This is a genomic window from Pseudodesulfovibrio pelocollis, assembly GCF_030282845.1.
Classification (GTDB): domain Bacteria; phylum Desulfobacterota; class Desulfovibrionia; order Desulfovibrionales; family Desulfovibrionaceae; genus Pseudodesulfovibrio; species Pseudodesulfovibrio pelocollis.
In genome coordinates, this window is record NZ_JASTWE010000082.1 from 1 (window position 1) to 4,825 (window position 4,825).

2 protein-coding genes are annotated in these 4,825 nt (G+C 66.1%); both read right to left on the reverse strand.

The features are described from left to right. Positions 1 to 42: 42 nt before the first annotated feature. Positions 43 to 2,718 (reverse strand): cobyric acid synthase, encoded by a 2,676-nt coding sequence (locus QQS14_RS16075; protein ID WP_285908031.1) that lies wholly within the window; start codon positions 2,716 to 2,718, stop codon positions 43 to 45. 289 nt (positions 2,719 to 3,007) lie between these two features. After that, on the reverse strand, positions 3,008 to 4,522 hold the full coding sequence (locus tag QQS14_RS16080; protein WP_285908032.1) for a catalase: 1,515 nt from the start codon (positions 4,520 to 4,522) through the stop codon (positions 3,008 to 3,010). Positions 4,523 to 4,825 lie beyond the last annotated feature (303 nt).

The window sequence follows — 4,825 nt, forward strand, 5'->3', positions numbered from 1 at the left end:
TAAATATTTCAAGAAAAAAACGCCCTCATTCAGTACCTGAGGTCATCCCCCGGCAGCGCGGAACAAACTGGCCTGGGTGCAGCAGCCGCTGAAGCCAAGGGCCTTGTATATCTTCTCCATGCACACCGCCTGACGAACCACGCCCGCCAGATGGTCCAGGGCGTCCTCCAGGTCGAAGCGCACCTGCACGCCCAGCGGGGCCAGCCCCCTGTCCGCGCGCAACTGGTCGATGAACCAGCGCCGGAACTCGTCGGCGTCGAACAGGCCGTGCAGGTAGGTGCCCCACACCCGGCCATCGGCCCGGGCAAATCCCAGGGGCTGGCCCGCGTTGTCGCGCAGGGCCACGCGCAGGGAGTCGGCCAGGGGCTTGGTCAGGCCGTGGTGAATCTCGTAGCCGTGGACCGGCAGGCCAGACCGGGCGTGGGTGCCCCAGGTGCGGGTCAGGGTCTTCTCCGGCACCAGGGTGGTCTGCACCGGCAGCAAGCCGAAGCCGTCCATGCGGATGGTCTCCGACTCCAGGCCGAAGGGGTCGTCCACCACCTCGCCGAGCATCTGGAAGCCGCCGCAGATGCCGATGATGCGGGTGCGGCACCCCTCCCCTGCCAGGGCGCGCAGGGCCGCAGCCATGCCCGCTCCGCGCAGGGCCTTCATGTCCGGCACAGTGGACTTGGAGCCCGGGATGATCACCGCGTCGGGCGTGCCCAGGGCGTGGGCGTCCGAGACCACGCGCACGCGCACGTCCGGCTCGGCGTGGAGCGGATCGATATCGTTGAAATTGGAGATGCGCGGCAGGTCGATGACCGCGATGTCCACGCACTGGTCGGGCGCGAGCTTGCGCGCCTCGGGCCGGAAACCCTCCTTGAAGGACACCGAGTCCTCCTCGGGCAGCCCCAGGGAGTGGATGTAGGGGATAGTGCCCAGCACCGGCCTGCCCGTGTGCTCGAACATGTGCCCATAGGCGGGTTCCAGAAGCGTCTCGTCGCCCCGGAAGCGGTTGATGAGGAATCCCTCGACCATGTCGCGCTCGGCCGGGGTGAGCAGATGCATGGTCCCGACCATGGAGGCGAAGACGCCGCCCCGGTCGATGTCGCCCGCCAGGAGCACCCGGGCGTCGGCGTGGCGGGCCATGGCCATGTTGACGATGTCGTGGTGCTTGAGGTTGACCTCGGCCGGACTGCCCGCGCCCTCGATGACCATGATGTCGTGCTCGTTGGCCAGGGAGTCGTAGGCGACCTTGACCGCCTCCCAGGCGCGCGGCTTGTAGCGCACGTATTCGCCCACGCTCATGCTGCCCACCGGGCGGCCCATGACGATGACCTGGGAGCCGGTGTCCGACCCGGGCTTGAGCAGCACCGGATTCATGCGCACGTCGGGCCGCTGGCGGCAGGCCATGGCCTGGGTCACCTGGGCGCGGCCCATCTCGCACCCCTCGTCGGTGACAAAGGAGTTGAGGGACATGTTCTGGGCCTTGAACGGGGCCACGGAGTAGCCGTCCTGCAAAAAGATGCGGCAAAAGGCGGCGGCCAGCACGGACTTGCCCGCATTGGAGCTGGTGCCCTGAAGCATCAGGGCCGGGGTGCGCTTGGTGCGCCGGACCACCGGGCCGCGCCCGGTGCCGCTGACCGCCTCCATGGCCCGGATCAGCCGCTCGTTGTCCTCGCCGCTGCGCACGGCCACGCGAAACCAGTTGTTGTCCAGCCCTTCGTAGTTGCCGCACAGGCGGATGGCGATGCGATGCTCGACGAGCAGCCTGTCCCGCAGGGGCACCGCGTCCTGGCCCACGCGCTCCACCCGGCACAGCAGATAGTTGGCCGTGCCCGGCAGCACCCTGATGCCCGGCACATGGCGCAGGCCCGAGGCCAGGTTCTCGCGCAGCAGCGCGGTCTGCTCGCGGGTGCGCGCCGCATAGGCCGTGTCGCGCAGGCAGCGCGCGCCCACCTTCTGGGCCAGGGTGTTGACCGACCACGCGGGCATGGCCTGCTTGAGGCGCAGGATCACCTCGGGATCGGCAAAGGCCAGCCCGAGCCGGATGCCGGGGATGGCGAAGAACTTGGTCATGGAGAGCACGGTGATGACGTTGGACGGCCTGTCGCGCACGAGGCGGTCAGCCCCCTCGGGCAGGAACTCGGCAAAGGACTCGTCCACCACGAAGCGCGAGCGGGGGAACATGGCCGCCACCTCGCGCAGGTCGGCCGGGGAAAAGAGCGTGCCCGTGGGATTGTTGGGATTGCACAGGAAGACCAGCGAGGGCGTGGTCAACAGGCGCCCCATGGCCGGAAAGTTGACGCGCAGGTCGTCGCCAAGGGGCACCTCGACCACCTTGAGTCGGTGCGCCTTGCAGGCGCGGGCGTAGTCCACATAGGTGGGCGAGGGAATGACCGCCTGACCGAACCCTCCCAGGGAGGCCACGGCAAAGAGCAACTCGGACGCCCCGTTGCCCGCGATGACCTGGGTGGGCCAGACCTTGTACGCCTCGGCCGCGGCCATGAGCAGGTCGTGGCAGTCCGGGTCCGGGTAGGCGTCCACGGACTGGAGCGCCTGCCCCACCACCTGACCCAGCCAGGGGGGCGGCCCCAGCGGATTGACGTTGGCCGAAAAATCGAGAATCTCCTCGGCCCGACAGCCTGCCTGCTCGGCCAGACGGCGCAGGTTGCCTCCGTGGGCGAACCGCTGTTCGTCCAGCACATCGGGGATTCCCGCCAGAACGCGCTGCTTCACCGTGCCTCCACCTTGCCTTCACCGTGCCTTCACCGCGCGGGCCGGACGCCGTCCGGCCCGAAGTCTAGATTTTATCGAGACTTCACGAAATTCTACGCTGAAAGCGGCCGCGAGACAAGGGTGAAGTGGGCGAGCGACAGGGCTGGCGGGGAAATTCCGGGGCGCAAAGGGCCGGAGCGGCCCTGCCCGCACACAGGCCAAGGCCCCTGCCGGGGGCGGTGGCAGGGGCCTTGCGCGGAGTGAGGTGGCCCGGCCGGGGTGGTTCCCGGCCGGGCCTGCGGTGTACGGGTTATTTGACGGGCGTTGCGGCCACCCTTTCCTCCTGGGTCATGGCGGCCAGCTTCTTGACCTTGGCAAGGTCGAGGCCCAGGCCCTTGGCAACGCGGGTGCCGTAGTCCTCGTCGGCCTTGAAGAACAGGGCGCACTGGCGCAGTTGGATGGGCTTGGGCGTCTGGCCCAGGCTGCCCAGGATGTTGCTGACCAGATTGGCCCGGTCCTGCTCGGTCATGACGTGGCGGTACAGGTTGCCCGGCTGCACGAAGTCGTCGTTCTTGTGGGTGAACTCGTGGCGGCCGCCCTGGCCGTCCAGGGGGATGGGCGGCTCGATGGAGGCATTGTCCGGGGCCGGGCCGCCGAAGCTGTTGGGCCAGTAGTTGGGGCCGCCTCCGCCGTTGTTGTCCGTGCGCATGGCGCCATCGCGCTGGTAGCTCTTCTCGGGCGCGTTCTTGGGCTGGTTGACCGGAATCAGGTGATAGTTGGGCCCCAGCCGGTGCAGGTGGGTATCGTGGTAGGAGAACAGACGGCCCTGGAGCATTTTGTCGGGCGAGACGCCGATGCCGGGCACCAGATTGCTCGGGTTGAAGGCGGCCTGCTCCACCTCGGCGAAGTAGTTCTCGGGGTTGCGGTTGAGCACCAGCTTGCCCACCGTGATGGGCGGCACTTCCTTGTGGGGCCAGACCTTGGTGATGTCGAAGATGTCCCAGCCGAACTTCTCGGCCTGCTTGGGGGTGAGGATCTGCATCTCCAGGGTCCAGGACGGATAGTCGCCGCGCGCGATGGCGTCGTGAAGATCGCGGGTGGCGTGGTCCGGGTCCTTGCCGCACATGGCGGCCGCCTCGGGACCGGTCAGGTTCTTGATCCCCTGGTCGGTCTTGAAGTGATACTGGACCCAGAAATAGTCGCCCTTGGCATTATACCATTTATAGGTGTGGCTCGAATAGCCGTTCATGTTGCGGAAGGTGGCCGGGGTGCCGCGATCCGAGAAGAGGATGGTCACCTGGTGCATGGACTCGGGTGTCAGCGACCAGAAATCCCAGGCCATGGTCGGGCTCTTGAGGTTGGTGGCCGGGTCGCGCTTCTGGGTGTGGATGAAATCCGGAAACTTGAGGGGATCGCGGATGAAGAAGACCGGGGTGTTGTTGCCGGTCATGTCGTAATTGCCGTCCTCGGTGTAGAACTTGAGGGCGAACCCGCGCGGATCGCGCTCGGCATCGGCGCTGCCCTTTTCGCCGCCCACGGTGGAAAACCGGGCGAACACGTCTGTCTTCTTGCCCACCTGGGAGAGGAAGGCGGCCCGGGTGTACTTGGTCACGTCTGCCGTGACCTCGAAATAGCCGTAGGCGCCCGCGCCCTTTGCGTGGACCACCCGCTCCGGGATGCGCTCGCGATCAAAATGGGAGAGCTTTTCGAGCAGGTGCACGTCCTGCATCAACACCGGCCCGCGAGACCCGGCGGTAACGGAATTGAGATCATTTCCCACGGGATGACCAAAGGCGGTGGTCATCGTCTCTTTTTTCTTTGCCATGTCGTTTCCTCCATACATTTTAGGCTTATGGCTCCAGCTTGTCGCCGCCACCAGCGTGTTTTGCTTCCACTTGAATCCAGCCATAGCACAGCCAACTAGTAATGGCTACCATTTTCGATTTGCTTTGATCATAGCCCATTCTCGTGGCGGGAGGAAGCGATGGATGTGAAAAATCATGAGCCGCGTGCCAGAGGACGTGCTGGCCCATGGCGGGGCAAAACAGGAGCGGCATCAGCCGGAAACCACGACGGCTGACTGGCCGTTGAAAAGGCCCAAAAATGCAGGCTGTTCACAAAAAAGATG

Coding starts and splice junctions, on each gene's coding strand:
- QQS14_RS16080 (WP_285908032.1), bottom strand. CDS start 4,522: ATGGCAAAGAAAAAAGAGACGATGACCACCGCCTTTGGTCATCCCGTG.